This is a genomic window from Synechococcales cyanobacterium CNB, from assembly GCA_030263455.1.
GTDB lineage: Bacteria > Planctomycetota > Phycisphaerae > Phycisphaerales > UBA1924 > CAADGN01.
In genome coordinates, this window is record SZOZ01000006.1 from 75,683 (window position 1) to 102,679 (window position 26,997).

General features: G+C 68.9%; 28 protein-coding genes and 1 tRNA gene. 17 read left to right on the forward strand and 12 right to left on the reverse strand.

Annotated features, from left to right (window positions below; genetic code table 11):
* Window positions 1–68 precede the first annotated feature (68 nt).
* The 3 genes from FBT69_07560 to FBT69_07570 all read right to left on the reverse strand — a co-directional run bounded on the left by FBT69_07560 (window position 69) and on the right by FBT69_07570 (window position 1,766).
* On the reverse strand, window positions 69–383 hold the full coding sequence (locus FBT69_07560) for a hypothetical protein (protein ID MDL1904649.1): 315 nt from the start codon (window positions 381–383) through the stop codon (window positions 69–71).
* A gap of 199 nt (window positions 384–582) precedes the next feature.
* Window positions 583–1,353, reverse strand: coding sequence for a CPBP family intramembrane metalloprotease (locus FBT69_07565; GenBank protein MDL1904650.1), 771 nt, complete (start codon window positions 1,351–1,353; stop codon window positions 583–585).
* A 137-nt stretch (window positions 1,354–1,490) separates the two neighbouring features.
* Window positions 1,491–1,766, reverse strand: coding sequence for a 30S ribosomal protein S20 (locus tag FBT69_07570; protein ID MDL1904651.1), 276 nt, complete (start codon window positions 1,764–1,766; stop codon window positions 1,491–1,493).
* 159 nt (window positions 1,767–1,925) lie between these two features.
* Between FBT69_07570 and FBT69_07575 the strand changes: the two genes are divergently transcribed.
* The 7 genes from FBT69_07575 to FBT69_07605 all read left to right on the forward strand — a co-directional run bounded on the left by FBT69_07575 (window position 1,926) and on the right by FBT69_07605 (window position 7,773).
* Window positions 1,926–1,999, forward strand: a tRNA-Arg gene (locus tag FBT69_07575).
* A 144-nt stretch (window positions 2,000–2,143) separates the two neighbouring features.
* Window positions 2,144–2,551, forward strand: a complete 408-nt coding sequence (locus FBT69_07580) for a hypothetical protein (GenBank protein ID MDL1904652.1) — start codon at window positions 2,144–2,146, stop codon at window positions 2,549–2,551.
* Between the two features lie 60 nt (window positions 2,552–2,611).
* Window positions 2,612–4,189 carry an HlyD family efflux transporter periplasmic adaptor subunit gene (locus FBT69_07585; GenBank protein ID MDL1904653.1) on the forward strand — a complete coding sequence of 526 codons (1,578 nt, stop codon included), beginning with the start codon at window positions 2,612–2,614 and terminating at the stop codon, window positions 4,187–4,189.
* Complete coding sequence (locus FBT69_07590; GenBank protein MDL1904654.1) at window positions 4,186–4,890, forward strand: ABC transporter ATP-binding protein; 705 nt, start codon at window positions 4,186–4,188, stop codon at window positions 4,888–4,890. The genes FBT69_07585 and FBT69_07590 overlap by 4 nt, the downstream gene beginning before the upstream one ends.
* Entirely contained in the window at window positions 4,887–6,038 is a 1,152-nt protein-coding gene (locus tag FBT69_07595) for an FtsX-like permease family protein (protein MDL1904655.1), read from the forward strand. The genes FBT69_07590 and FBT69_07595 overlap by 4 nt, the downstream gene beginning before the upstream one ends.
* Window positions 6,020–7,222: an FtsX-like permease family protein gene (locus FBT69_07600; GenBank protein ID MDL1904656.1), complete on the forward strand. Its 1,203-nt coding sequence runs from the start codon at window positions 6,020–6,022 to the stop codon at window positions 7,220–7,222. The genes FBT69_07595 and FBT69_07600 overlap by 19 nt, the downstream gene beginning before the upstream one ends.
* Before the next feature lie 29 nt (window positions 7,223–7,251).
* Window positions 7,252–7,773 carry a hypothetical protein gene (locus tag FBT69_07605; GenBank protein ID MDL1904657.1) on the forward strand — a complete coding sequence of 174 codons (522 nt, stop codon included), beginning with the start codon at window positions 7,252–7,254 and terminating at the stop codon, window positions 7,771–7,773.
* A gap of 23 nt (window positions 7,774–7,796) precedes the next feature.
* Here FBT69_07605 and purE read toward each other — a convergent pair whose 3' ends face one another.
* Both purE and FBT69_07615 read right to left on the reverse strand, forming a co-directional pair.
* On the reverse strand, window positions 7,797–8,288 hold the full coding sequence (purE, locus tag FBT69_07610; GenBank protein MDL1904658.1) for a 5-(carboxyamino)imidazole ribonucleotide mutase: 492 nt from the start codon (window positions 8,286–8,288) through the stop codon (window positions 7,797–7,799).
* 47 nt (window positions 8,289–8,335) lie between these two features.
* Window positions 8,336–9,022, reverse strand: a complete 687-nt coding sequence (locus tag FBT69_07615) for a prepilin-type N-terminal cleavage/methylation domain-containing protein (protein MDL1904659.1) — start codon at window positions 9,020–9,022, stop codon at window positions 8,336–8,338.
* Window positions 9,023–9,117: 95 nt separating this feature from the next.
* Here FBT69_07615 and FBT69_07620 point away from each other — a divergent pair, with 95 nt between their 5' ends.
* Complete coding sequence (locus FBT69_07620; protein MDL1904660.1) at window positions 9,118–10,323, forward strand: hypothetical protein; 1,206 nt, start codon at window positions 9,118–9,120, stop codon at window positions 10,321–10,323.
* Between the two features lie 20 nt (window positions 10,324–10,343).
* On the opposite strand, the gene FBT69_07625 is transcribed toward FBT69_07620, so the two are convergent.
* Both FBT69_07625 and FBT69_07630 read right to left on the reverse strand, forming a co-directional pair.
* A complete protein-coding gene (locus tag FBT69_07625; protein ID MDL1904661.1) occupies window positions 10,344–11,303 on the reverse strand; it encodes a hypothetical protein in 960 nt (319 codons plus the stop codon).
* Window positions 11,304–11,336: 33 nt separating this feature from the next.
* Window positions 11,337–11,708 carry a cupin domain-containing protein gene (locus tag FBT69_07630; GenBank protein MDL1904662.1) on the reverse strand — a complete coding sequence of 124 codons (372 nt, stop codon included), beginning with the start codon at window positions 11,706–11,708 and terminating at the stop codon, window positions 11,337–11,339.
* Window positions 11,709–11,768: 60 nt separating this feature from the next.
* Between FBT69_07630 and FBT69_07635 the strand changes: the two genes are divergently transcribed.
* On the forward strand, window positions 11,769–12,419 hold the full coding sequence (locus FBT69_07635) for an MBL fold metallo-hydrolase (GenBank protein MDL1904663.1): 651 nt from the start codon (window positions 11,769–11,771) through the stop codon (window positions 12,417–12,419).
* 6 nt (window positions 12,420–12,425) lie between these two features.
* Here the strand turns inward: FBT69_07635 and FBT69_07640 are convergent, their stop codons facing one another.
* From FBT69_07640 to FBT69_07655, 4 genes are all read right to left on the reverse strand, one after another.
* A complete protein-coding gene (locus tag FBT69_07640; protein ID MDL1904664.1) occupies window positions 12,426–14,132 on the reverse strand; it encodes a GH3 auxin-responsive promoter family protein in 1,707 nt (568 codons plus the stop codon).
* The gene (locus FBT69_07645; protein ID MDL1904665.1) at window positions 14,107–14,955 is read right to left on the reverse strand and encodes an alpha/beta hydrolase; all 849 of its coding nucleotides are present in this window, start codon (window positions 14,953–14,955) and stop codon (window positions 14,107–14,109) included. The genes FBT69_07640 and FBT69_07645 overlap by 26 nt, the downstream gene beginning before the upstream one ends.
* A 64-nt stretch (window positions 14,956–15,019) precedes the next feature.
* Window positions 15,020–15,763 (reverse strand): ABC transporter ATP-binding protein, encoded by a 744-nt coding sequence (locus FBT69_07650; protein ID MDL1904666.1) that lies wholly within the window; start codon window positions 15,761–15,763, stop codon window positions 15,020–15,022.
* Between the two features lie 29 nt (window positions 15,764–15,792).
* Window positions 15,793–17,328 (reverse strand): ABC transporter permease, encoded by a 1,536-nt coding sequence (locus tag FBT69_07655; protein ID MDL1904667.1) that lies wholly within the window; start codon window positions 17,326–17,328, stop codon window positions 15,793–15,795.
* A gap of 27 nt (window positions 17,329–17,355) precedes the next feature.
* Here FBT69_07655 and FBT69_07660 point away from each other — a divergent pair, with 27 nt between their 5' ends.
* From FBT69_07660 to FBT69_07695, 8 genes are all read left to right on the forward strand, one after another.
* Complete coding sequence (locus tag FBT69_07660) at window positions 17,356–18,561, forward strand: tRNA-dihydrouridine synthase (protein ID MDL1904668.1); 1,206 nt, start codon at window positions 17,356–17,358, stop codon at window positions 18,559–18,561.
* A gap of 128 nt (window positions 18,562–18,689) precedes the next feature.
* Complete coding sequence (locus tag FBT69_07665; GenBank protein MDL1904669.1) at window positions 18,690–21,527, forward strand: hypothetical protein; 2,838 nt, start codon at window positions 18,690–18,692, stop codon at window positions 21,525–21,527.
* A 204-nt stretch (window positions 21,528–21,731) separates the two neighbouring features.
* Window positions 21,732–22,856 carry a DUF1573 domain-containing protein gene (locus FBT69_07670; GenBank protein ID MDL1904670.1) on the forward strand — a complete coding sequence of 375 codons (1,125 nt, stop codon included), beginning with the start codon at window positions 21,732–21,734 and terminating at the stop codon, window positions 22,854–22,856.
* Between the two features lie 232 nt (window positions 22,857–23,088).
* Window positions 23,089–24,186, forward strand: a complete 1,098-nt coding sequence (locus tag FBT69_07675) for a DUF1573 domain-containing protein (protein ID MDL1904671.1) — start codon at window positions 23,089–23,091, stop codon at window positions 24,184–24,186.
* An 18-nt stretch (window positions 24,187–24,204) separates the two neighbouring features.
* Window positions 24,205–24,861, forward strand: coding sequence for a rhodanese-like domain-containing protein (locus tag FBT69_07680; GenBank protein MDL1904672.1), 657 nt, complete (start codon window positions 24,205–24,207; stop codon window positions 24,859–24,861).
* Entirely contained in the window at window positions 24,798–25,346 is a 549-nt protein-coding gene (locus FBT69_07685; GenBank protein MDL1904673.1) for a DoxX family protein, read from the forward strand. The genes FBT69_07680 and FBT69_07685 overlap by 64 nt, the downstream gene beginning before the upstream one ends.
* Window positions 25,347–25,434: 88 nt before the next feature.
* Window positions 25,435–25,677 (forward strand): 30S ribosomal protein S18, encoded by a 243-nt coding sequence (gene rpsR / locus FBT69_07690; GenBank protein ID MDL1904674.1) that lies wholly within the window; start codon window positions 25,435–25,437, stop codon window positions 25,675–25,677.
* 7 nt (window positions 25,678–25,684) lie between these two features.
* The gene (locus FBT69_07695) at window positions 25,685–26,200 is read left to right on the forward strand and encodes a GAF domain-containing protein (protein MDL1904675.1); all 516 of its coding nucleotides are present in this window, start codon (window positions 25,685–25,687) and stop codon (window positions 26,198–26,200) included.
* Window positions 26,201–26,337: 137 nt separating this feature from the next.
* Here FBT69_07695 and FBT69_07700 read toward each other — a convergent pair whose 3' ends face one another.
* Window positions 26,338–26,973 (reverse strand): RluA family pseudouridine synthase, encoded by a 636-nt coding sequence (locus tag FBT69_07700; GenBank protein MDL1904676.1) that lies wholly within the window; start codon window positions 26,971–26,973, stop codon window positions 26,338–26,340.
* Window positions 26,974–26,997: the final 24 nt, after the last annotated feature.

Consider the following 26,997-nt stretch of genomic DNA (forward strand, 5'->3'; position numbering starts at 1 on the left):
GTCAAGGAAACGAGCCGAACCAGCGGGCGGGTGGGTTGAAGCGGAGCTGCTCTCGCGGCAAGGTCGGATCAGACGGTCGCCACCGCCGAGACGCTCGAGGTCGCACGACGCATCTGCGACAGCGCGAAGACCGCGGCCTCGGCGGCGGTGCGGCCGACGACAGCACCCGCCGGTTGGCCCGTGCCGTCATGCCACTCCGCACGATAGCAGTCGAACAACTGCACGTGCCGCACCTTCAGCGGGAAGCCCGCCGCGGCGAACTCCTGCTCGACCCTGGCCAAGGACGGGAACGGCCTTCCGTCGTCATGGCGTTCGCAGTCCCGCGTGTCGAGCGGGGACCACCCCGTCGCGTACAGCTCATCGATGGCGAAGTCGAGACCCATACCCGGACCTCCTTGGCTCGTCGAGGGCGGGCACTGCCCCGGTCGAACGGACACGCCCTGCCCTTGAGATCGGCTGACCGGCCGGGGGCGGACCAGCCCAAGTGTAGCGAAGGGGGGGAGGGGGCGTCCAGAAGCGGGCAAACAGCCCTTGGAGAGGACGCCGAGCAGCAAAGCAGGAGGTAAGACCCGGCACGGCTCCCTAGCCCATGATGACGAGGGCGAGGACGTCGTACAGGGCGTGGACCGCCACCACGATCCCGAACCCACGCAGGATATACAGACCCGCGAAGTACAACCCCGCCAGCAGGAAGAACGCCGACTCGACCGGCGTCGCCGCGTGGTGATAGAGCATGAACGCCACGGCCGAGACCGCCGCCGATCCGATCTTCGCCCAGTGGTCCGGCAGCCGGAGCAGGTCGGCGAGCACGAAATGGGCCGCGGCGATCAGGATCATTCGGAACAGAAGTTCCTCGTACAGCCCCGCGCCGATCGAGAGCGTGAGCCGGGCCTGCCACGAACGTTCCCGCAGTTCCGCCGCGGCGGTGGCGACCTCGGGCTGCAGAGCCGGCCCCGCGGTCATCAGCAACGCGAACAGGAACAGCGGCACGGTCCAGACACACGACTCCATCAGCATGAACACGAGATACGGCGCCCGGACACGCCAGCGCTCCCGCACCAGCGCGTGCCAGAGCAGCAGTACGACGACCAGCAATCCGGCCGGAAGGTGCAGGCCGACGATCCCGAACGACTCGAACACGCGCGCCAGGATGCCGCGGGCGGCGATCGTCTCGCCGGGCAGGTACACGATCGCACCGATCTCGTAGAGCAGGATTAGCGGGCAGAGAAAGACGAGAATATGCAGGGGGCTTGTCGAGGCCTCGCCGTAGGTGAGCGCGCCGGAGTGCCTGCGGCGAGATCGGCGCCGCGGCGCGGCGGCCGATGCGTTCTCGCTCCGGGTGGGCCGGCTCATGGCGTGAAGGTAGCGTGGAATGGGATCGAGCGTGCGAGGCTCATGCGCTCAGGGGGAGAGCGCGACACCGAAACAGCAACAACACCCGCAGAGCCGTGGGCCGAGCGAGAACGAGAGTTCGGACGTGGCGTGTGCGGTCAGGCGCCGCCGGTCTGCTTCGCCTTCAGACGAGCGCAGAGCCGGCTCTTGCGACGGGCCGCCTGGTTCTTGTGGATCACGCCCTTCTGGGCCGTCCGGTCGATCACCGAGGAGCACTCGCGGTAGGCCGCCGCCGCGTCTGTGGCGGTCCCCTGCGTCAGGGCGTCCTGAAACTTCTTGATCGCCGCCCGCATCGTCCGGAGTCGCCACCGGTTCAACGCACGGCGCTTGGCGTTCTGGCGGATGCGCTTGCGGGCGGAGTTTGAGTGCGCCATCGGGTTCCTCTGCTGGCTCTCGGGTCGCCGGGGCAGCCCCGGCGGGACTTCAATCGTGGCAGGCTGGGGGCGGAAATCAAGCCCCGGGGACGAGGGTAGGCTTGCCGGAGGGGCAGGGCTGGATTAGGCTTCTCCGCGCAGGCCGGCAGGCTCGCTCGGGCGGGCGTAGCTCAATTGGATAGAGCACCTGACTACGGATCAGGAGGTTAGGGGTTCGAGTCCCTTCGCCCGTGTGTCGCGACAGCCCCGCCGACAAGGCGGGGTTGTGCTTTTTGGACTCCATGCGGGTCGGGTTCGGGTCTTCCCTCCCCCGGTTGAGCGGGACGCGGCCGCCATGCCTGCATCTAGGCCGCACCGGGGTCGATATAGTTCTGACGATGCTCGCGAGATTCGCCATCCTGATGCTCGCAGCCGGCATGTTCCTGCAGCCGCTCCTCGCCGTCGTGCATGGGGCGAGCGAGTGCTGCGCTGTCGAGAGCAGCAAGCCCTCCACGCTCGCCGCCCTCGACGGCGGCCATGAGTGTCACTGCTGCGAGACTGCCGTCGCTGCCGACGAGGGCCGCCCGGCAGATCGTGAGCGGAACGATCAGAGATCGCACGGCTGCGACTGCCCGAAGTCATGCTGCTTCGGCGTCGTCAAGCTCCCTTTGGGCGTCTCTCCCGCGGGCGTTGCCCCCGCATGGCGGGATGTCGCGTCCCGCGTCGTCGATGACATGCCGGGTCCGGCAGGTGACGCCGCGATCTCGCGTCTCAAGCGACCTCCCAGAGCCTTCGCCACCGTCTGACACTGAAGGTGCGCGCCGATCGTGCGCGCACGGGCGAAGACAGGCTCTGGAGCAACACCCATGACGGCGGGAACTATCGGGGGCGATCGGCCCGGCGCGGACGTGCCGCGGCGATCCAAAGTGGCGGTGATCGTGCCGGCGGCTGTGGTCGTGCTGACGCTACTGGTCGTCGCATGGAGCGCGTGGCCCACGGTGCGGCCTGTCCGAACCGTGCAGGTCACGCAGGCAGTCTTCGAGCGCGCAGAGGAACCCCCCGGCACCCGCGTGACCGGTGACCGCCATGCCGGCGCGGGGCGCGTGGGCACGGCCGTGCAGGCTCCGGGCTGGCTCGAAGCAGAGCCGTACTACGTCGCCGCCGCCGCGCTCGCGGACGGCGTCGTCGAACACGTCGACGCCCTCGAAGGCGACCGCGTGGCAGCCGGGCAGGTCATCGCGCGGCTGGTCTCGGTCGATGCAGAACTGAAACTCAGCAGCGCAGAGGCGGAGTTGTCCGTCGCGCAGGCCGAACTCGCCCTGGCCGAGGCCGAACTGCGGGCGGCCGAGACGGACTGGAACGAGCCGGTCGAGCGCGAGCGTGCGGTCGAGGCCGGGCGCGCCGCCGTTGCCGAGAGCGAGGCCGAGGTCGCGCAGTTGCCCTCGATGATCGCCGCGGCCCGCGCGACCCTGGTGCAGTACGAGGAGGAACTCGCTCGCGCGGAGCGCTCGCGGGCCGGGCAGGCAGCGACCGAACTCGAGGTGATCGTGGCACGCCAGCGCGTCGAGGCCCAGCGGGCGACGGTCGAGTCGCTCGAGGCCCTGCGGCCGCTGCTCGCCGCACGGAGCCAGCGTCTGAGGGCAGAACTCCGTGCCGCGGAGCGAAATCTCGCGCTGCGCATCGAGGAACGCCGACGGCTGGACTCGGCCATCGCGTCCGTGAACAAGGCACGCGGCGCGGTCGAGCGCGCCCGGGCCGCCCGCGACGAGGCCGCGCTCGAACTCGACCGCATGGTCATCCGCGCTCCGATCGACGGCTACGTGCAACGCCGGCTCAAGGCGCCCGGCGACAAGGTCGTCCGCATGATGGACGACACGCACTCAGGCCACGTCGCGCTGCTCTACGACCCCGAGCGGATGCAGGTGCGCGTTGACGTGCCGCTGGCCGACGCCTCGCACCTGTTCGTGGGCCAGCGATGCGAGGTCGTCGTCGAGGTGCTCCCCGACCGCGTCTTCGAGGGCGAGGTGCTCCGCATCACGCACGAGGCCGATCTGCAGAAGAACACCCTCCAGGCAAAGGTGCGCGTGATCGATCCATCGCCCCTGCTCCGACCCGAAATGCTCACGCGCGTTCGCTTCCTGCCCCGCGGAGAAGCGGCTCAGCATGGATCCGCAGCCCCAGCGAGCGGACCGGGGCGTGTGCGCGTCCCCAGCGACACCCTCCACGCCCACCAAGGCGGGGTGCAGGTCTGGACAGTCACGAACCGGCGCGGCGACCGCGGCGTCGTGCGCCCGGTGCACGTCCAGCCCGAAGCCGAATCGGCAGGCTGGGCAGTCGTCAGCGGCCCGGTCCAGCCGGGCGCGTTGCTGGTGCTTGATGCAGACGGACTCCGCGAAGGGCAACGGGTGCGATTCGCCTCGCGCGGCGGGGAGGGAACACGATGACCATGATCCAATGCAGAGCCTTGACCCGTGAGTATCGCAAGGGCGACAACGTCATCCGACCCCTCGACGGCCTGGACCTCGACGTTGACACCGGAGAGTTCCTCGCCCTCATGGGACCCAGCGGCAGCGGAAAGACGACCCTCCTCAACCTCATCGCGGGCATCGACAGCCCCACCCGAGGCACGCTCCGCATCGGCGGCACCGACCTCGCCAGCCTCGGCCGCGGCGCGCTCGCCGCCTGGCGATCCAAGAACATCGGCTACGTCTTCCAGCTCTACAACCTCGTCCCTGTCCTCACCGCCTACGAGAACGTCGAACTCCCGCTGCTGCTGCACCCGCTGAACCGACGCGAGCGGCACGAGCGCATCATGGACGCCCTCGAGCGCGTGGGCGTCGCCGACCGCCTCGACCACTACCCGCGACAACTCTCAGGCGGGCAGGAGCAGCGCGTCGCAATCGCGCGCGCGATCGTCACGAATCCGGGCATCATCGTCGCCGATGAGCCGACCGGCGACCTCGACAAGACCGCCGCCGCCGCCGTCATGGCCCTGCTCGGCGAACTCAACCTCGAACTCGGCAAGACCATCATCATGGTGACCCACGACCCGAAGACGGCCGAGCACGCCACGCGCACCCTGCATCTCGAAAAGGGCAGGCTCGTCGAGAGCGGCGTGGTAACCGCCGGAGGAGAACGGCCATGAGCATCCTCAACTGCGCGCCCTACGTGCTCAAGCAGGTGGCACGCCACCGCGTCCGCTCCGCGCTCACCATTGCAGGCATCGCCATCGCCATGTTCCTGTTTACCGCCGTGCAGGCCATGGACCGTGGCGTGACCGCCGCCACAAGATCTGCCGCGGGCGACACCACCCTCGTCGTCTACCGCGAGGACCGCTACTGCCCCGCCACCAGCGAACTGCCGCAGGACTACCTCTCCCGCATCGAGCGCATCGACGGCGTCGTCTCCGTGATCCCGATGAAGATCGTCGTCTCCAACTGCCGAACCAGCCTCGACGTCGTGACCTACCGCGGCGTGCCGAAGGAGCAGTTCCTCGCCGACCGCGCCGACAGACTCACGATCGTCTCCGGCTCGGCCCAGGACTGGCTCCGCCGCACCGATGCCGCGCTCGTCGGCGAAACGCTCGCGAGCCGGCGCGGCCTGCGCCCCGGCGTCACCTTCGACGCCGCCGGCATCACCGCCTACGTCGCCGGCGTCATCCGCTCCGACGACCCCCAGGACTGGAACGTCGCCTACACCTCGCTCGAGTTCGTGCAACTCGCCCAACGCAACCGCCTCGGCGTCGTCACCCAGTTCAACGTCAAAGTCGCCGACCCCTCCATCCTCGACCGAGTCGCCAAGGACATCGACGCGACCTTCCGCCACGCCCAGGAGCCGACCTCGACCTTCACCGAAAAGGCGTTCATCGGGCGCATCGCCGACGACGTCATCGAGATCGTCGGCTTCGCACGCTGGCTCGGACTCGGCTGCCTCGTCGCCGTCCTCGCCCTCGTCGGCAACTCGATCGTCCTCGGGGTCCAGAGCCGCGTCTCCGAGCACGCCGTTCTCCAGACGCTCGGCTTTCCCGGCCGGCTCGTCGCCGCGCTCATCGTCGCTGAGGGCGTGATCCTCGCCCTCGTCGGCGGACTCGTCGGCGCGGGCGCGGCCGTCGCGGTCGCGGGATTCAAGAGCTTCGCTCTCTCCGTTGAGGGCGCGACCATACCCATCGTCGCCGACACCGCCCTCCTCCTCACCGGCATGGTCGTCTGCGGCGCAATCGGCGTCGTAGCAGGCCTCGTCCCCGCGTGGCAGGCGTCCAACCGCGAGATCGCCGAATGCTTCAGGGCCGCCTGAGAACAACCCCCATGCGACAACTCCCATTCCATTACGCCTTCCGCAACCTCGGCCGAAGCCGACTGCGCCTCGCCGCTACGCTCATCGGCTCCACCCTCGTCGTCCTGCTCGCTCTCGCCTCGGGCGGGTTCGTACGCGGCATGACCGCCACGCTCACCCAGCGCGCGGGCCTCCACGAAAACGTCATGATCGTCGGCATCGGCAGCGAGGAAGGCGTCGAACGCTCCCAGATCGACGCGGGCATCGAGGGCATCGCCGCCGCCAGCATCACCGGCCTCAAGCAGAGCGCGGGCGTCGTCTACGCCTCGCCCGAGATCCATGCCGCCCTTCCCGTGCGAGAGAGCGCGACCAGCGACCGCGACCTCCCCGCCGTGATGCGCGGCGTGCGACCGGTCGCGCTGCTCGTCCACCCGGAAGTCGAGATCGTCGAGGGCCGCGCCCCGCGCAGCGGACGCGATGAACTCATGGTCGGCGCCCTCGCCGCCACGCGCCTCGGCCTGCCCGATTCCCGCCTCGCCATCGGCCAGACGCTCCACTTCAGCAACCGCGAGTGGACCATCGTCGGCCGCTTCACAGCGCCAAACACCGTCATGGACGCCGAAATCTGGCTCCCCTTGATCGACCTGCAGGTCGCGATCAACCGGCCCGCATCGCTCTCCTGCGTGATCGTCACGCTCGACTCCGCCCGCTTCGCCGACGTGGACCTCTTCGTCAAAGGGCGCCTCGACCTCGAAATCACGGCCATCCCGGAACGCGACTACTACGCTTCCATCGCCGCTTTCTACGCTCCGATCCGCGCCATGGTGCTCGTCACCGCCGCGCTCATCGCCTCGGGCGGCATCCTCGGCGGTCTCAACACCATGTACGCCGCGTTCGCAGCCCGCGTCCGGGAGGTCGGCATGCTCCAGGCACTCGGCTTCACACGCACCGCCATTGTCCTCAGCCTCACCGAGGAATCGACCTTTGCCGGCGCGTGCGGCGCGCTCGCCGGTGCTGCCCTCGGCCTGCTCCTGCTCGACGGCCTCGCCGTCCGCTTCTCCATGGGCGCGTTCATGCTCACCCTCGACGCACCCGTCGTCCTTGTCGGCGTCCTCGCCGGGCTGGGCGTCGGACTCGTCGGCGCCATCCCGCCCGCCGTTCGTTGTCTCCGTCTCTCCATCCCCGAGGCCCTCAAGGCCCACTGATCCGGCGTCCGATCGCCGAGGAGTCTCCCATGCGTCAGCTCACCGCTCTCACACTCGTTTCGATCATCGCCGGTTCGCTCGCCGCCTGCGGCGAGTCCTCCACGACCTCGACCGGCACGCAGGCGCCCAGCACGCCGCCTGCGTGGCTCCTCGCCTCGGAACCCGCCGATGCGATCTCCGTCGCGGATGCCAAGCAGAAGTCGGCCGAGGGCGAGGCCGTCGTCGTGCGCGGCAGGATCGGCGGCCGAAAGGCCCCGATCTCCGCCGACAGCCCCGTCTTCATCATCGTCGATCTCTCGCTCCCTCACTGCGGCGAAGACCCCGACGACAAGTGCCCCACTCCCTGGGACTACTGCTGCGAGCCGAAGAGCGACCTCGCCGCGCGGAGCGCGACCGTCCAGATCGTCGATGCCGATGGCAATGCGGTTGCCCCCATCGGCCCCTCGCTCAAGCCCCTCGACGAGGTCATCGTCGTCGGCTCCGTCGGCGCGCGGCCGAACGAGAGCGTCCTCACCATCCGCGCCACCGGCGTCTACCGCGTCGGCGGCTGAAGCGGCGAACGAACACGCACCCGTCAGTCCGACGACGGGTCCGGGGTCTCCAGCACACGGCGCGTCTGCGCCTCGCGATACCCCGCCAGCGCGTCCCGGTACTCCGGTCGCTTCGTGCCCAGGATCGCGGCCGCGAGCAGTGCGGCGTTGATCGCCCCGGCCTTCCCGATCGTCAGCGTGCCCACCGGAACGCCCGCCGGCATCTGCACGATCGACAGCAGCGAATCGACGCCCTTGAGCGCCTTGGACTCCACCGGCACCCCCAGCACTGGCAGCGTCGTCTTCGCGGCGCACATGCCCGGCAGGTGCGCCGCCCCGCCCGCCCCCGCGATGATGACCTCCAGCCCCCGCCCCTCGGCCGACGAGGCGTACTCGAAGAGCAGGTCCGGCGTCCGGTGCGCGCTCACCACCCGGCTCTCGTGCGGGATGCCGAGTTCCGACAGCGTCTCCGCGGCGTGGCGCATCGTCTCCCAGTCGGACTTCGAACCCATGATGATGCCGACCAGCGCGTTCATGACATGAGCATCATAGGAACACGATCGACGAAGGGGTCCGCAGCCGATCAGGGCAGCCGCTCCGCCCACTCCGCCGGCAACTCCCTGTATCCCTTCGACGAGCCGTCGAAACGCACCGCCTGCACGACCCGTCCCGATGCATGGAACCACCCGACCCGGTACTCGACGTGCTCGCTCTGGCGGAAATCGATCACGCTCGCCGTCCGGTCCGAGGGGGGGGCGTCCGTGATGTTGTATCCCAGGTCCGAGTCCAGCAGCATCGCCGGACGATCCGGGAACGCCACGAAATCGAACCGCACGTGCGCCCGCCCGTCCGGCAGGTCGTAGTCCGTCGCGTCGCCCATGTCCGCGCCGGCGTGGCCTGTGCCGTTCATCGCGTACGTCCGCGTCATCACGACTCCAAACGCACGGTCGATCGTCGGGCACACGAGCACGGATTTCGACCGATACAACTCGCCACCCGTCTCCCCGGCCATCCCCGCGTACGTCTGCACCACCAGCGCCCAGTTCGGCGGCTTGCCCCACGGCTGCCCGATCGCAGGCCCGTACCCGTCGTACTCATCGGCATAGATACGGCATGCGAGGAACATCTGACGAAGGTTCGACAGGCACGCCGCACCCCGACCCGCCTCGCGCGCCCCGGCCAGCGCGGGCAGCAGCAGACCGATGAGCAACGCAACGACCGCGATCACCACCAGCAGCTCGACAAGAGTGAAGCCACGCCGAACGGACATGGTGGATTCTGGGCCTGCCGACGCCCCACGGCTACCGTCACACTCCCAATGTCCACTGTCCTTTGTCCTCTGTTCACTGGCTCAAGGAGGCCCGCATGACCCGCAGAACCCTCGCCGTGCTCTTGACCGCCTTTGCCTGGCCCACCTCCGGGCAGGGAACGGGGCCGGGAGTCCCCGAGTTCGGCGTGCGCGAGGGGTATCTCGTCGAGGTCGCCGTCCCCTCGCTCCCCGGGGCGAGGTTCCTCGCCTTCGACGATCGGGGCACGCTCTACGTCTCCCTCCCAGGGCCGGGCGTCATACGCACCTTCCACGACCCCGACGGCGACGGACGCTACGAGCCGCTCGGCACTTTCGTGCAGGGCAAGCGCTCCGTCCACGGACTCTGCTTCGCCGACGGATGGATGTGGTTCAGCACCGAGTCCTCCATCCACAAGGGACGCGACACCAACGGCGACGGCGTCGCGGACGAAGTCGTGGACGTCCTCTCCGAACGCGACCTGCCCACAAGGGGGGGGCACTGGTGGCGATCCCTGCTCGTCACCGGCGATCACATCTACACATCCATCGGCGACTCCGGCAACATCACCGACGAACGCGACACCGACCGCCAGAAACTCTGGCGCTACAACCTCGACGGCACCGGAAAGACCCTCTTCGCCGAGGGCCTCCGCAACACCGAGAAACTCCGCATCCGACCAGGCGACGACCCCGCCGCCGAACGCCTCTGGGGGTTCGACCACGGCTCCGACTGGTTCGGACAACCCATCGGCGACAGGCAGGGCCACCAGCCCATCACCGATCTCAACCCGCCCGACGAACTCAACCTCTACGTCAGGGGCGGCTTCTACGGGCACCCCTTCGTCACCGGTCTCCGCGTCCCACGCTACGAGTACCTCGACCGCTCCGACATCCACGACCTCGCCGCTCGCACAACCCCCCCCGAGTGGTGCGTCGGCGCGCACTGGGCCACCAACGGCTTCACATTCGTCGATCCCGCACGCAACCGCGGCGCGTTCCCCCCCGATCACAACGGCGACATCTTCATCGCCTGCCACGGCTCATGGAACAGCTCCGTTCCCGTCGGCTACTGCGTCGCCCGCGTGATCTTCGACGATGACCCGCTCGGCGCGGGCAGGCCCGTCGGCATGGTCAAGGTCGTCTCCACCCTCAGCCGCGACGCCCGGCAGGTGCTCGCCCGACCCGCGGACGTCGAGCAAGCCCCCGACGGCTCCCTCTTCTTCTCGACCAGCGGACGCGAGGGCGCGATCTACCGGCTGCGCTACGTCGGCATGGACGAGTAACCCATGCCCCACACGCGCCGTCACCCGATCGACGCCGCCCTCGCCCGCAGACCGTCGATCATCCCACGCACTTCCTCCGCCATCCGCGTGTTCGGAAACTCGTTGATGATCCGCTCACCCACTCGTGCGGCGTGCCCCCACCGACGATCCCGGACAGCCAGCTTGAACTCCACGCCGAGGTTCTCCCGCGCTTTGCCGATCACGCCGCGCGCCACCTCCCGGAACGGCTCCGCCTCGCGCTCCGACAGGTAGCCGTCCAGTTCCTTGAGCATCGCCATCGCGTCCTCGATCCGGCTCTCCTGCGCCGCCAGCAGGAACCGGCGTTCCAGGTCCTCCTTGTACCGCTCGTGCGCGTCGTCCACACGCTTGCGAAGCCCCTGCACCCGGTGCGAATCCGGGTACAGCCGGGTGAGCCTCCCCGCCTCGGCACGCGCGTCGTCCCATCGACGCTGGATGATCAGCCCGTCCAACTGCGCGATCGCCGCCGAAATCTGCCGCTCGTACGCGTCGCGCCGACCCGCCTCGACCCGCGCTCGGAACTCCTCCGCATCCGTCCGGTAGCCGAAGCGATCCGCCAACTCGCGCACCAGCACCAGCGCGGCCTCCCATTCACCTGCCGCGATGTCCTCCTCGATCGCCCGTCGCAGCAACTCCCTCTCACGCCCGCGGTTCAGCACGCGACGAGCGTCGTCCGAGAGCGCCTGCAGCTCCGCCAGCCGCTCGACCGCCGCCCTGAACTCCGACGCCGCCCGCCCGAAGTCACCCCCCCCTCCGCCCCCGTTCCGTACCGCCGCGAACGTCACCGGCGCGACCGCCAGCACCAGCACGAGCCCGAGCACACCCATCGCCGTCAGTGTCGTGTCGCGGTGCCAGACGCCCCACAGGCACAGACCGAGCGCGACCACCGCGGCCGCACCGTAACTCCACGCCAGCCTCACCGTCGTCTCCCGCCATGCCGATCGTGAACCCTTGTCGCTCATCCCTGATGACTCCGTGGCTCGATTGAAGCCGCCTCAACTCCCAGGCGTCGGATCGCCGCAGTCCCGGCTCATCGGCACCAGGCACAGAAACCGCAGGCCGTCCGGACCCGCAGCCTGAAACTGATGCTCCTCGTTCGCAGGCACATAGATCACGTCGCCGGCCCGGATCGGTCGCTCCTTGCCCTCCAGCAATACGGTCCCCGAACCCGACACGATGAACACCTCGTGCTCGTAGTCGTGCGAGTGCCGAGGCGTGTGACCGCCGGCCTCGACACGGAACTGCCGCAACGCGAAGTTCGGCGCGCCGTCCGCACGCCCCACCATCACCGCCATTCGTGCCCCCTGCACGCCCGGCATCTCCACGGGGGTCAGCGGGGTCGCGTCGATGTTCCGGATCAGGGGCATGGTCGGCTCCTTGCCCTTTGATCGGGCTGGCTGCTCCCCAAGTCTAACTATGATCGATGGATGCGGCCCGAGCCAGCCCCGAACGTCGAGATCGTCACCCTCGGGCCGTGGGAAACCAACTGCTACGTGGTCTCCGTGCCGGGGTCCGACGAGTGCTGGATCGTCGATGCCGGCTTCGACCCAGGTCGCCTGATCGACACCGTCCGCAGGGGTGGTTTCCGACCCGCCGCGATCGTCCTGACCCATGCCCACCTCGACCACATCGGCGGTATCAACGCCGTCATCCGGGCATTCCCCCGGACTCCGGTCTGGGTTCACGCCGCCGAAGCGAAGTGGCTCAACGATCCCGAACTGAACCTCTCCGCCGCGATCGGAATGCCCGTCACCGCCCCCGGCCCCGACCGGATGCTCGAAGGCGGCGAGGAAATCACGCTCGCGGGCACCACCTGGCGCGTCCTCCACACGCCCGGCCACTCGCCGGGCGGCATCACGCTTGTCCACGACGCCTCGAAGACCGCGATCGTCGGCGACACCCTCTTCGCCGGTTCAGTCGGACGCAGCGACTTCCCGACCTCGGACCCGGATGCACTCGTGCGCTCCATCCGCCACACGCTCTATGCGCTCCCCGACGACACCCGCGTCCTGCCCGGCCACGGCCCCGCGACCACGATCGGTCGCGAGAAACAGACCAACCCGTTCGTGCGCGCCTGAAGGCGATCACCACCCACGCGCGACCGCGACCACGCTCTCGATGATCTCACGCGAGTTCGCGCATCGAGGGCACTTGTGCTGCCCGCCCAGCTTCCCGCGCGATTCGAGCCAGCGGTGGATCGCCCCCGGCGGCAGAGGCGTAACGACCGGAGGCGCCATGCCGAGGTCGGCCGTTCGCTTCGTCGTGTAGTCCACGTTCTGCGACTTGAGCGCGCGGTCGAACGCCTCGACGAACGCCGCCGGCACCGTGCCCGCGATCTCCACCGCCAGCTCCAGCCCGGGCCGCCGACCCTCTCCAGGGTACACCGGCGCAGCGGTGAACTCCCCGACCGTCACGCCCGCCTCGCGGGCCGCAGCCGCCACCGCGTTCTCGACGTGCTCGACGATGATGTTCTCGCCGAAGGCGTTGATGAAGTGCCGATGCCGGCCGACAATGCGAAGGCGACAAGGGCCAACAAAGTCGCGGCCTCCTGTCCCCGGGGCGGGGCCTTGAAGGCCCAGTCTCGCCCTCGGTATCGAATCAAACTCCACAACGTCTCCCAGCACGTACCTCCACAATCCCGCGCACGTCGAGAGCACGACGACGTACCTCACCCCCGGCTCGACCTCATCGCACGCGAACGCGCGCGGCGAGGCCGAGTCGATCTCTTCCAACGGCACAAACTCAAAAAAGTTCCCGTGGTCCGCGCACAGCCGCAACGAAGGCTGCGACACCCCCTCACGGTTCGGCTCGTCCTGGATCGCCACGAACGCCTCGCTCGCCGGGTACAACTCGATCCGGTGCGGGATGTCCTCGTTCTCGTTCCCCGACCAGAACCGACGCACGCGAGGATCGAACGGCGCATACTTCACGCCACCATGCACGAACACCCGCAGGTTCGGCCACAGGTCGCGGATGCACGACGCGGCACGCCCCCGCTCGCGCGCGACCTGCAACATCCGATCGAACAGCACGATCGCCCACGACGGCATCCCGCTGATGAACCGCACGTCGTGATCGACGCACAGCCGCGCCATCGCGTCGATCTTCGCCGGCCAGTCGCTCATCAGCGCGATCTCACGCCCGGGCAGATACACCTCGCTCAGCGGCCAGCGGATCAACCCCGTCACCAGCCCCGACAGGTCGCCCGTGCGCACGCCGTGCTCGTTCGTCTCGACGCTCGTGGACCCGCCGATGAAGAGGCTCCGCCCTCCCATCAAGCCCGGGAGCGAGACCCCGAACCGAACCGCGTGCGCGAAAATGTCCAGGCTCGCCCGGTAGTTCGACCGCATCATCTCCCGGGAGACGGGGATGAACTTGTCGCCCGCGGTCGTGCCGCTGGTCTGCGCGAAGTCCCGCACCAGCCCCGGCCAGAGCACGTCCCGCTCGCCCCCCTCACGCATCCGCGCGATCCGCTCGCGGAAGGCGTACCAGTCCGCGACCGGCGCCGAGGCACGGTATCCCGCCAGCATCTCGTCATCAGGCAGCGACGCCAGGCGCGCAAAGCCGTGCGAACGCCCGAACTCGCACCGCGCCGCTCGCCGCAGCAGCCACCGCAACTGCGCCCGCTGCACCCGCGCCGTGTGCTCCGCCCACCAGCGCGTGTCCGAGAGCCTCGCCGACCGGCGCGCAACACGTGCCCGCAGCGCGTGCCCCACGATCGAGGTCCAGCGCCCGTTCGCGGGCGAGTGTGCCGCGCTGGCCCGGTCAGCGACTGCCACGGCCGTTCGCACCCGCGGAACGTTCGTCGAGTTCCTCCGCGAACCGGATCATCGCCGCGGCGAACTCGTCCGGCCGCTCGACCATCGGCACGTGCCCGCACCGGTCGAACCAGACCAGCCTCGCATCCGGCAGCAACCGCATGAACTCCTCCGCGGCCTCGGGCGGTGTCACGATGTCGTTACGCCCCCAGATGAGCAGCGTCGGCGCGGTGATGCGCCCGATCTGCTCGCCGAGGTGGTTCCGGCGCGCCGTCCGCGACAGCCGCACCATCGCACGCGCCTTCTCACGGTGAGTCAGCTCGCGGTACGCACGGTCGAGGTCCGCCTCACGCACGTGCATCGGGTCGTAGAACAGTTCCCCGATCTTCCGGGCGAGCCACTCCCGGCTCGGCCGGATCTGCACCTCGCGCACCATCGACCGCTCGATCAGCCCGCTCGACCCCGCCAGCACCAGCCCCCGGACCAGTTCCGGCCGCCGCAGCGCGACTCGCAACGCGACGTGCCCCCCGAACGAGTTGCCCACCAGCACCGCCGGACCGTCGAGGTGCTGGTCGAGGAAACGGGAGGTCAACTCCTCCACGCCGTCCACCGAGCAGTCCTCGTCCGTCAGGTCGAGGAGGGGCAGTTCGAGCATCACGCAGCGGACCCGCGGGTGAACGCGGTTGACCACGTCCTCCCAGTGGTCGTTCAGCCCCACCAAGCCGTGCAGAAAGACGACCGTCGGCCCCTCGCCGACCTCCGTCACCTTCGCGCACACCGGCTGCCCGCTCGCCCCGACGAGGGTAAGCGAGGTAGACGGAAGGGCCGGTCCTGGGGTGACTTCGCTGGTCGGCATGGCTTCACGTGGGGCCGATCCGGGGATAGTAACCGCTTTACCCCCCCGGGGCGCGCCGGCCCCCTCAGATCGACCCCGCCACCACGCGGCCGTCCTCAAGATGAACGATCCGATCCGCCCGAGCGGCAACCTCGGGGTCGTGGGTCACCATCACGATCGTCCGGGCCGGCCCGCCCCGAACGCCCGCAATGGCATCGAGGATCCGCCTCCCCGTCTCACGGTCGAGATTGCCCGTCGGCTCGTCCGCCAGGAGCAGCCGCGGCTCGTTGATCAGGGCACGGGCGATCGCCACACGCTGGCGCTCGCCCCCCGAAATTTCAGCCGGCCTGTGCGCGAGCCGGTGCGAAAGGCCGAACGAAGTCAGCAGGTCCGTCGCCCGGGCACGGAGCGCCGCACGCCGGCGGGAATAGCCGAAGCGGCCGTGCAGCACCATCGCCCCCAGCAGCACGTTCTCCAGCACGTTCAACTCCGGCAGAAGGTGGTAGAACTGGAACACGAAACCCACCGATTCCGCCCGGTAGCGGTCCAGTTCGCGGATCGACATCTCCGAGAGCGGCCTGCCGTCGAACCGGATCGGATGCTCACCGCCAACGCCCCGGTCCGGGCGGTCCAAGCCCCCGATCAGGTGCAGCAGCGTGCTCTTCCCCGAGCCGGACGCCCCAAGCACCGCCACCCACTCGCCCTCTCGCACCTCGAGCGTCGCGCCCCGCAGCACCGGCACGTCCACGCGACCGAGGCGGTAGGTCTTGTGGAGGTCACGCACGGCAAGCAGCGAGCCCCTCGACGCCGCGTGCGGCTCGGGAATCATCGGAATGGCGGCGTGCTGCGTCACGGTGCTCACTCGAAGCGCAGAGCGCGGATGGGATGCATGAACGCCGCACGCAACGCCGGGATCAGCGCGCCAAGCAGGCACGAGAGCACGCCCCCGGCCAGCACGAACGCCGCCTTGTCAGGCTCGATCCGCCGCGGAATCTCCTTGAACACGTACACCGCCGGATCCCAGACGTACAGCCCGAGGCTCGTGCCCATCCAGTCGTGGATGTCGTTGATGTTCGTCACGATCGCCCACGCCAGCAGCCCGCCCGCCACCGACCCCACCAGCCCGATCGCCGCGCCGTACCGCAGCCACACCCACGCGATCCCCCACGAACCGGCGCCGAGCGCGCGCAGTACGCCGATGTCGCGCGTCTTCTCACTGATCATCGCCCAGAAGATCGCAAGCACCAGGAACACCGCCGTCATCGAGATGAACGAGAAGATGAACAGAACCAGCGCGGTCTCCTTCTTCACCGCCGCGATCATCGTCCGGTTCGCGTCCTCCCACGTCTGGATGACGATCACGGACGGCGCTGGCACCTCCCCGGCGTGCACCGCCGCGAACTCCGCGTAGATGCGCTCAACCCGGGCCTTGAATCCGGCAAGATCACGGTCGGCAGTCCGTCCCCGGACCAGCACAGCCGTCGTGCGCGCCGGATCGATCTCGTAGCCGCCCTCCCCCTCGCCCTCAGCCTCCGCGAACACGTCGTCCGGACCCTTGTCGGACAGCCTCAGCCCCTCGTTCATCTGCAGCATCGACTGCAACGCGTCGAAACGCACCAGCACCGTCTGCCGGTCGATGTCGTACAGGCCGCTCTCGAACTCGTTGGCCACCGGCAGCACCCGCGTCTGCACGTCGCGCGGCCTGCCCTTGCTGTCCAGGGGCACCACCCGCAGCGTCAGTTCCCCCTGCAACGGCATGAACACGTCGGCGTGCGTCAACCCGCCCTCCGCCGTCTGCTGCGGGATCACCATCGGGATGTAGAACCCGCTCCGCGTACGCCGGTTGAAGTCCGTCACCTCGATCCCGAGCACCAGCGCCGGCTTCGGCTCGCCCGTCTCCGGGTCGGGCCGCGTCAACGCCAGCCCGTTCTCGTACAGCCGACGCCACATCTCGCGCCCATCCAGCCGCGGATCCTCACCCCTGCGATCCTTCCGAAGCGGCTCGGCCATCGGCTTCCACCACAACGTCTCGGCGAATGACGTGACCCGCGCGAACCCCGGCCCATCCACGCCGCGCACCGCTACGCCCTCCGTCCGACCGTCCGGGAGCGTGATGATCCCGAACGTCTCGATCAGAGGCGTCGCGGCTTCGACCTCCGGGTCCGCCTCCAGCCGCGCGATCAGGTCGTCGTAGTGCGGGAACCCGGTGTTCGGCCAGACGATCCGCACGTCCCCGATCAGCGAACGCCCCGACTCCGTGAGCATCCGCAGGAACCCCCCCATCACCGACCACGTGATCAGCACCATCGCCGTGCACAATGCGACGCCCAGCGACGCCAGCAGCGGCATGACCTTCGTCGTCAGGTACTTCCGGGTCAGCAACGCCTGATACACGCGGGCAGTCTAGGAGGAAGTGACGGAGTGAGTCGTGATGAAGCGGTGGAGTGGTCAAGGGCAGGCGTCACCTTTCTGATGCCCGGTGCCCGATGCCTCCCCCTACAGTTCCGCGTGCTCGCCAAGCCGCTCCAGATCGGCCCGGTTCGGCTGCGGACCAACCTCCTCCTCGCGCCGATCGCCGGCTGGTGCGACCTCGCCTGGCGCATGACCTGCCGCGAACTCGGCGGCGTCGGGCTGGCCTGCACCGATCTCCTCAGCCCGCGCGGCCTCCTCTGCGGCTCGGAAGCCTCGCTTGACCTCGCACGCACCAACGAGTTCGACCGCCCGGTCGGCATGCAACTCTACGGCTCGGACCCGGCCCTGCTCGCCGACGGCGCGCGGTGGTGCGCCGACCACGGCGCGACCGTCGTGGACCTGAACATGGGCTGCCCTGTGGACAAGGTCTGCAAGAAGGACGGTGGCTCGAAACTGATGTGCGACCTCGACCGAGCGGTCCGCATCGCAGAGGCCGTGCGGGCCGCGCTGCCCGAAAGCATCCCGCTCACCGCCAAGATGCGCCTCGGCTGGACCCAAGCCGACTACGAGCGCGGCGTCGCGTGCTCGCTCGCCGTGCGCCTCTCCCGTGTCGGCGTTGCCATGGTTACCGTGCACGGCAGGACCACGGAGCAGATGTTCAAGGGCGAGTGCCGGCGCGAGGGCATCCGCCGCGTTGTCGAGGCTGTCGCCGAGGCGACAGGCCGCTACACCGGCGAGCCGGGTGGTGGCGTCCCGGTCATCGGCAACGGCGACGTGCGAACGCCCGATGATGCCGTGTCCATGCTGCGCGAAACCGGGTGCGCCGGCGTGATGATCGGCCGCGGTGCATTCGCCATGCCCTGGGTCTTCAGGCTGGCGTGGCAGGAGCAGTGCAGGATCGCGCGGGAAGAGGCGGACGGAACGCCCGCCCCACCCGAGGATGAAGGATCGGAGGAGCCGACGGAAGCGGAGAAGGTCGAGATCGTGCGCCGCTACTTCGAGCGCATGCGCGAGTTCCGCGGCGACCACTACGCCATGCACAAAATCAGACAGAAGATCGCCTGGCTCGGCAAGACCATCAACGGCTCCCACTGCCGCGGGTTGAAGGACGGCGTGCGCCTGGCCGCCAATCCGGGCGACGTTCACCGCGCCATCGACCACTGGCTCGCCTTCGGCGCGGCGAACGAGCGGGCGGTTCCCCCGGTTCCTGCCTGAACCCCACGATTCTCGGCCTCAATCAGTACCCCAAACCCCGCGACGCCCATTGATCGTGGGCCTCTCCCGCTTGTAGTCTGGCGGTTTCGGGGGCGGCCGCCGCGGTTGCGGGCGGCAAGGAGCACGCGATGGCATACCGAGGACCGGCGTGGTTGGCCGGCTGCACGGCGGCGTTCCTGATCTTCGCGTGGATGTCCCCGAGCCAGTCGCGGGGACAGACGCTCTCCGGCAGCGCGCCGGTGGCGACTTACACCTTCGACGACGCCGCGCTCGACGGGCGCGCCGGAGGACCGATCGTCGTCCGGGACTTCCCGCTCGGAGCGAGCGGGCGCCGGGCCGACCTGCTGCTCACACGACTTTCCGTGACAACCCCGTGGACGCGCTTCGCCGTCGGGCGCGCCGGCGAGGCTGACTCTCCACTGAACTTCGACCCATCCTCCGTCACTCTCCTCCGCGGGACCGTCGTCGGCCAGCCCGGGTCGCATGCCTTCATCGCGCTGGGTGCGAACGCCGCGAACGGCTACCTCGAAGTCGCCGGCGAACGCTTCGGCGTTTCCTCGCGCCTGCCCGGCGGCGGCGCGACTCGCCCGGGCGAGGTCAGCGTCTTCGCCGTGCGCCCGGGAGGAACGCTCCTCCCACCCGGCGTCGAGTTCTGCCGTGTCGTACGCCACAACCAGGAGCCGATGCCGGACACGCGCAGCACACCCGACCAGCCGAGCAACCTCTATCGAATCATCGAACTGGCGATCGAGACCGACTACGAGTACTTCCTGCTCTTCGGCGACCTCGATGCCGCCGCCGAGTACGTCGTCACTCTCTATGGCGCCGTCTCGGACATCTACCTTCGGGAGATGAACCTGCGCTTCGAACTGACCTACGTCCGCCTGTGGGACAACCGCAACGACCTCTACCAGGGCAACGAAAACCCGCTCGGCGCGTTCAGGAACCACTGGAACAACAACATGCAGCACATCCCCCGCGACACCGCTCAATACCTCAGCGCGAGGCGGTACCTCAGCGCGGGCGGTGTCGCCTATCTCAGCGCGCTCTGCACCAACAACGGCTACTCCTGGGCGGGCTACACACTCGGGTTCTTCGTCGATCCCGACCGCCCCCACGTCTTCAACCGCGACGTCGTCGTCCCCGCCCACGAACTCGGCCACAACTGCGGCACCCTCCACACCCACGACTACGGCGTCGACAACTGCGCCAACGACACGCCCATCCCCAGCCGCGGCGATATGATGAGCTACTGCGCCCAGACCGTCAGCGGCGGCGAAGCCAACATCGACATGCGATTCCACCGCCTCACACGACGTGCCATGCACGAGCACGTCGCCACCCGTGACTGCCTCACCTTCGACTGCAACCTCAACGGCATCCCCGACAGCGAAGAGATCGCCCTCGGACTCGCACAGGACGCCAACGCCGACGGCATACCCGACGACTGCCAGGACTGCAACCGCAACGGCATCCTCGACCCCGAGGAGATCGCCCTCGGACTCGCCGAGGACGCCAACGGCAATCTCATCCCCGACCGCTGCGAGCCGGACTGCAACGCCAACGGACTCCCCGACGCCTGGGACACCTACACCGGACTCGAAACCGACAGCGACGGCGACACGATCCCCGACGCCTGCCAGTCCGACTGCGACGCCGACGGCGTCTACGACTACGCCGCCATCCAGGCGAACATGCCCCTCGACATCGACCGCGACGGCATCCTCGACGCCTGCCAGGATTGCGACGGCGACGGCATCATCGACCTCCTCGCTCTCGACGCCGCCCACTTCTGTTTCGTCACAAGCCTCACACAGCCCGCAATCCGCTCCTGCCACTCCGTGACGGGCGTCGTCGCGGCGGTCTCGCCACCAGCAGTCAACGCCGGGCACGATCTCGTCATCACCCCCGATCGCCGCGTGCTCGTCTCCAGCGGCGCGGACCACCGCGTCGTTGAGTTCGACCGCTCAGGCGCGCTCGTCGGCGACTTCGTCCCCTCCGGCGCAGGCGGCCTGTCCACGCCGACAGGCATGGTCGTCACCCCCCGGGGCACGCTCCTCGTCGCCTCGCTCGACACCGCCAGCGTCCACGAGTTCGACCTCGCCACCGGGCAGCACCTCGGCGAACTGGTCGCGCCCGGTTCGGGAGGGTTGGTCTCGCCTTGGGGTATGACGCTCTCCCCGTCGGGCACGCTCGTCGTCGCCGCAGGCAACAACCGCGTCCGCGAGTACGACGCCAGCACCGGCGAGTTCCTCCGGACCGTCGTCACCTCGAACAACGGCGGCCTGAACCAGCCTCGCGGCATCGTCTACAACCCGATCACCGGCGACCTCCTTGTCGCCAGTTACGGCAACAACCGCATCCTCGCCTACGACGGCGCCACCGGCGCCCCGAAGGGCAAGTGGAACCAGGGCGGCACCTCCACCGTCCTCACCCTCGAGGAGCCGTGGGGGCTTCGTGTCGGACCGGACGGCGGGGTCTACGCCTCGACCAGCCACGTCCACCGCGACACCGGCGGCCTCCACGTCACACGCGCCCGCGTCTACCACTTCGACCCGCGCAACGGCTACTTCATGCGTGCCTTCATCGTCGGCAACGACACCGACATCTGGCGACCCAGCGGCTTCGACTTCATGCCCGACGCCGGAACCGACTGCAATCTCAACGGCATCCCCGACGACTGCGAGATCGCCGACGGACGCGCACAGGACTGCAACACCAACGGACTCCCGGACTCCTGCGACATCGCCGCCGGGCGCAGCCAGGACCTCAACCGCGACGGCATTCCCGACGAGTGCCAGTGCCTCGCCGACTTCAACCGCGACGACAACGTAGATTCCATCGACCTCGTCGCATTCCTCAACACCTGGGTCACCGGCGACCAGGCCGCCGACTTCAACGGAGACGGCGTCGTGAACTCGATCGACGTTGCCGTTTTCCTCAACCTCTGGATCGCCGGCTGCTGACCCGATCGAGACGGAAGCGTCAGAGCCGTTACGACACGCGGAAACAGGACTCGATTCCCCGGGTTTTCCGCGCCTCCTGCCACGGGGCCGACCTCGCGGCGATGCATCGCGTACAGTCCGTGCGATCGCGGGTCTGTCTTGCCTGGCCGGCCCGCCGTCGCGCGGGGGGCTGCCGCGCCACGCGGCAGCGCAAGGAGGTCGTCCATGCGAAGGATTCCCCTCGCCCTCGCGTTCTGCTCCGTGTTCACGCTCGTCTGCACCCACGCCACGGGGCAGGAGACAACCCCGCACGACCCTGCGCTTCCGTCCGAACGGCGCGATGCGCCGAGCATGATCGTCGACCGTCCGCTGCACGACTTCGGCTCGATTCTCGACGATCGGCCCGTGACAACGCGGTTCACGTTCGTCAACGACGGATCGGCGACCCTCCGCATCACCGGCATCGCGCCGAGCTGCAAGTGCACGAGCGGCGTCATCGAGACAGCAGAGTGCGATCCTGGCGAATCGGGCGCGATCTCCGTGTCGTTCGACCCGAGCGGACGCGACGGGGCTCAGGCCCAGTTCGTCACGCTCTCGACCAACGACCCCGAGCGACCCACCGTCAGGCTCGACATCCGGGCGAACGTCAGGCCGCTCGTGTTCGCCTCGCCCCGCGCCGCCGGCTTCGGAAGCGTGGAGAAGGACCATATCGCTGAAACCACGCTGCTGATCGCCGGTCGCACCGACGATTTCAGGGTGCTCGAAGCCCTTGCCGACAACCCGGACCTCATCCGCGTCGAAATCGGCGACACCGAACTCCGCGAGTTCGAGGGCGAGCCGGAACCCCTCCCCAGCACGGCGTTGAAGGTCCGCCTCCTCAAGGGCACGCCGGTCGGCCTCCTGCGCCAGTTCATCACCATCCGCACCAACGACCCCCGCCGAGAAACGCTCCGCGTCGACGCCGTCGCCTCCGTCGTCGGCGATATCGAAGTGACGCCGGAACGCATCCAGCTCGGCGCGATCGTCATCGGCGAATCGGTCGAACGCGAGATCGTGATCCGCTCACGCTCCGGCAGGCCCTTCACCATCCGCGACGTCAAGAACACCACCGCCGACCCCGACGCTTGCCGCGTCACCCTCACGCCCATCGCAGGCCCCGACGGCACACCGCCGAGCGCATACACCCTGACCCTCAAGATCACCATGCCCGAACACGGCCGCGCCGTCCGCGGGCACCTCACCATCCAAACCGACGTCGATCGGGAGTGGACAAAGTCCGTGATCTACGGAGCTTCCCCGCGTCGCAGACACGCCCCCACCGCAACCCCCCCCGCCGCACCACCGCGTTGAGCGGACACAGGGGTTTCCCCGCCCCGTACAACCCGTCCGCAGATGCCATCGCCGACCGGCGTGAGATCAGGATCGCTCCCCAACGGGGCGATAGACTTTCCGTGCCACCTCCCCTCTGCTTCGAGCGTATCAGTCGGTACGCGGGGGATCAGGTAGCGACGAGTTCGCGTTTTGACAGGTGCCGGCTGTGTCGGGCCTCCATGGCCCCAGGCCGGAACAGCGGAGGCGAGCCATGAGATTGTCCGTCATCGCTCTCTTTACTCTCGCGACGACCCTGCCGGCCGGGATGAGCGCAGCCCAGCTCCTCGACCAGGCCGACGCTCCCAACCGACTCCCGCCGACGCTCGAAGAGCGTGTGCCTCCCCGCATCGTTTTCGACCGCGACCGACACGACTTCGGGCTGATCCTGGACACCGAGAAGTCCGAGACCGAGTTCGTCTTCGTCAACGAAGGCCCGGGCCTGCTCCGCATCGAGAGCGCAAAGGGCAGCTGCAACTGCACCGTCCCGGCTCTCAGCAAGACCCAGTTCAAGCCCGGCGAGCGCGGCACCATCAAGGTCGTCTACGACCCCAAGAACCGCGCGGGCGATCAGCACCAGACCGTCACCGTCACCACCAACGACCCCGAACGGCGCACCATCCAACTCGTCGTCGCCGCCAAGGTGCGCCCCTCGGTCATCATCGAACCCAGGATGGCCCACTTCGGCCCCGTGGCCAAGGACACGCCCGCAGAACTCGTCATCCGCGTCGCCGGACGCACCCCTGACTTCAAGGTACTCGAAGCCGTCAGCGACAACGCCGACGTCTTCACGATCACGCTCGGCAAGACCGAACAGGTGAAGTTCGAGGATGAGCCTGAGCCGCTCCCGACCACGACGCTGACCGTCAAGATGCGCCCGGGTGCGCCCATCGGCCTCATCCGCAACTACCACGCCCGAATCCGCACCAACGACCCGAAGAATGAGCAACTCCAGGTCGAACTCCTCGCCCAGCACCTCGGCGACCTCGAAATCCTTCCCGAGCGCGTCTCCTTCGGCGCGGTCCGCATCGGCGACACCTTCGAGCAGGAGGTCGTCATCCGCTCCCGAACCGGAACCCCGTTCACAATCCTCGACGTCGAGGACCGCAACCCCGACCCCGATGCTGTCAAGATCACCCTCGCCCCGCAGTCCCCCAACGGCGGGAGCAAGGCCCCGGCCTACGTCCTGCGCATCTCGGGACAGATCGGCGAGAACGGACGCGGCGTCAGAGGGCTGCTCATCGTCCACACCGACGTCGAACGCGAGCAGACCATGAGCATCCCCTACTTCGCCTCCGTCCGTCGCAACTGACTGGTAGGCAACCGCCACATGGCCGAGCCGGACACCCGCGCCGCTTCCCGGACGACCACCGCCCACCGCGGCGGAGTGTCCGTCGTCCTCATGCGCGCGCTCACGCTCTTCGGCTTCGCCGTCCTGGTCGCCGGCGCGCATTGGTGGACGACCCCCAACATCCGCGTCCGTGCCGGCGAAGGACGCCCCGAAGGCCCCCTCATCCCCCCCCCTGATCGCCCACGCCTCGATCCCGGCGCCGACACCCCGGAGCCGACCGACGCGACCGGCGAAGCCAAGCCCGACTACGCCGCCGCGCTCGCCGCCTGGCTGGACGCCCTCCCCACCGAGATCGGTACCGACGCCGCCTTCCGCCTCTGGGACGAGAACCTCGCCCTCTTCATCGACGCCCGCCCCGTCGAGGAGTACGAGGCCGGCCACATCCCGGGCGCGTTCAACGTGCCACCCTCGAAAATCTCCGGCATCTCCGCCCTGCTCGACTTCATGGGGCCGGGCGACCGCATCGTCGTCTACTGCGAGGGCGGTTCCTGCGACGCCTCCCACCTCGTCGCCATCCGCCTTGAAGACCTCGGCATCACCACCGTCCACATCGACGTGGACGGCTACCCGGGTTGGGCAGCCGCGGGGCACGAGACCGCTCAAGGACCCGACGAACTCCTGAGGTGGGACGAGTGAGCGGCCCCCCCCCAATCGTGAAGGTCGTGCTGTTGCTCGTCCGGCTCGCGCTGGCGGCCGTCTTCGCCTTCGCCGCCGCCCTCAAGATCGCCGACCCCCAGGCCTTCGCCTTCAGCATCCACGGGTTCAAGATCGTCCCAGAGCAACTTGTTCCCGCCGCGGCCTTCGTCGTTCCCTGGACCGAGATGGTCTGCGCTGCCGCGATCGTGCTCGGCCTCTGGTCCCGCTCCGCCGCCCTGATCCTCTCGGTCATGCTCCTCGCTTTCATCGGGGCGATTGTCTCCGCCCTCCTCCGCACGGACGTGGACCCCAAGTGTGGCTGCTTCGGCGACTTCGGCCTCCTGTGCCCCCCCGACAAAATCGGCTGGTGCAACGTCGCCCAGAACATCCTGCTGCTGGTCGGCAGCGCGGCCGTCACCATCTGGGGCGCGGGCTACCTCAGCCTCGACGCCCTCACCCGCCGCCCTGCCGCCGGCCAGGCATAGACCTCCGTCTTCGGCGAACCTACCGTTGCCTCCCAAGACCGTCGCCCGGGCTGTCCTCCGGGCCGCACAGACCATGACGGAGCGATCGATGAGCAGGTTCTCTCGTTTCCAGGCACCGACCAGGACCAACGTCGTCAAGACCTCCGGCAAGGGTGTCGAGTACGTCGATTGGAAGGACTACGACACCCTCCGTCGGATGATGAGCCCCAACGGCAAGATCTACGGCCGCAAGCGCCTCGGCACCACCGCGCGCGAGCAGAAACTCGTCGCCCAGGCCATCAAGCGCGCCAGGTACATGGGCCTGCTGCCCTACACCTCCGCCACGCTCTGAACCGACCGTGCCCGACACCTCCGCCACCGCGGCCACACGCCGACGCGACTACTCGCGGGTGCAACCTGTCATCGCGCCCGCCTCGTCGCGCGAGGTACGCATGCAGGCGGTCGCGGATGCCCTCTGGGATGCCTTCTCGAACGAGGGCTACTCATGGGTCGGTTTCTACGTGAAACCGGGTGACCGCGACGAACTGGTCCTCGGCCCGCGCCGAGACAAGCCCGCCTGCTCGCCCATCGGCCTGCACGGCGCGTGCGGCCGCGCATGGCGGGAACGACGCGCCCTCGTCGTCCGCGATGTCGCTTCACTCGGCAGGAACTACGTCGCCTGCGATCCGCGCGACCGCTCCGAGGTCGTCGTCCCCATGCTCGACCCGAGCGGCGAGTGCTGGGGCGTCCTCGACGCCGACAGCCATGACGTCGGCGCGTTCAGCGACAATGACGCCGACGCTCTCGCGGAACTGCTCGTCCGTGCCGGCTTGTCCTCGGCTGCCGTCGCCTCGCGCACGCCGATCGTCATCTGACGGGTCTCACGCAGAAGCGCGGAGAACGCGGAGAGAGCGAAAGTGACGGTGCCGGGAGGACGACCGCATCGCGGTTTCCCGTCCTTCCCGACCCCTGCCGTACGCTCAGCGTGCGCCGCGCCTCCGCGTGAGAACGCTCAGAATGGCGGCTCGCTGCCGAACGTCAGCCACTCCCCCGTCTTCGGCCGCCGGAAGGCCAGCGTCGCCGCGTGCAGCATCATGCGCTCCGCCGGCGCGCCGGTCCCGTACAGCGGGTCGCCCACGATCGGAGCGCCGATGCCGCCTCGCTCGCGCGGCGTCGCGGCGTGGACGCGGAGTTGGTGCGTGCGGCCGGTGAGCGGACGAAACTCGACGCGCGTTCGTCCCGCCTCTCGTCCGATCACGCGCCAGAACGTCACCGATGGCTTGCCGCGTTCGGCGTCCACCATCTGCCTGGGGCGGTTGGGCCAGTCCGCGATGATCGGCAGGTCGACCCGCCCCTCGTCGCCCTCGACCTCGCCCCCCAGCAGGGCGACGTAACGCTTCTCCGTCTTGCGATGCTCGAACTGGCATGAGAGCGTGCGGTGGGTCTGCGCATCCAGCGCGACGACCATCAGGCCGCTCGTCTCGAAGTCGAGCCGGTGGACGGCCATCGGGCCTGTGGCCTCGGCGATGAGCGCGGCGACGCGGGCCGCCACGCAGTCGGCCTTGTCCGGCCCGCGCCCGGGAACGGAGAGCAGCCGGGTCGGCTTGTCCACGACAACGAAGCCGTCCTCGCGGTGCACGACCGGGATGCCGGGATCGGGCTGCACGAGAGG